We start from the raw sequence: 722 nt of genomic DNA on the forward strand, positions 1-722 counted from the left end.
AATGCTCATGTACGGTAAGGAAGCAAGCAACCGAAAACAAGAGATAGACCGCCAGCACTACACTATTCCGAACCAAAGACCAAAAGATAAGCATTGTGGGAAAATCTAAACTTTTGGATTTTCCCACAATGCCAACTACGGCGGAATCCCTCCCACTCCTTATATCTTTCTGTATACATTGAATTTGTATTTAGTAAAATGCAGACAACACCACGGATCGGCTTTTGGTTGGACAATTCCAACCAAACACCACAGCAGACAGCAGAAAACATTCTGAACGCTAGGAAGCCGGTATGATTGTTACATATAAGGGGAAGAAAAATTTCTTTTAGGTACTTGCTTTCCTAAAACTGATGTGATACAATGATTTAATCCAGAAAAGGAGTAAAAAATATGCGGCAAGGTATTCTTAAATAAAACTATAATCAAATAGTGGGAACAAAGGATTATGATAGCTCCTTTTGTAGGGGCTTAGTTTTTTGTACCCAATTTAAGAATACTTTTGCCTTATCAATTTTGACATATCCCCAAAAACAGCAATCACAAACGGGTGTATGCTGTATATGTGTATGTCCGCAACTTATAATCCCCAGCGGTAAAAGTATTTTACTGCTGGGGATTTTTATGCCCTTTGGGGCTGTAAAGGGAGGACAATCACATGAAAATAATCAATATTGGAATTCTTGCCCATGTAGACGCTGGAAAGACGACCTTGACGGAGA

At 38.8% G+C, this 722-nt stretch carries 1 protein-coding gene; it reads left to right on the forward strand.

What is annotated here, in order from left to right:
- Window positions 1-658: 658 nt before the first annotated feature.
- On the forward strand, window positions 659-722 hold a 64-nt coding region (locus ACTNBZ_RS14360), incomplete at its 3' end, for a GTP-binding protein (protein ID WP_441210956.1).

Source organism: Pseudoflavonifractor sp. HCP28S3_F10, assembly GCF_052065415.1.
Lineage (GTDB): Bacteria > Bacillota > Clostridia > Oscillospirales > Oscillospiraceae > Pseudoflavonifractor_A.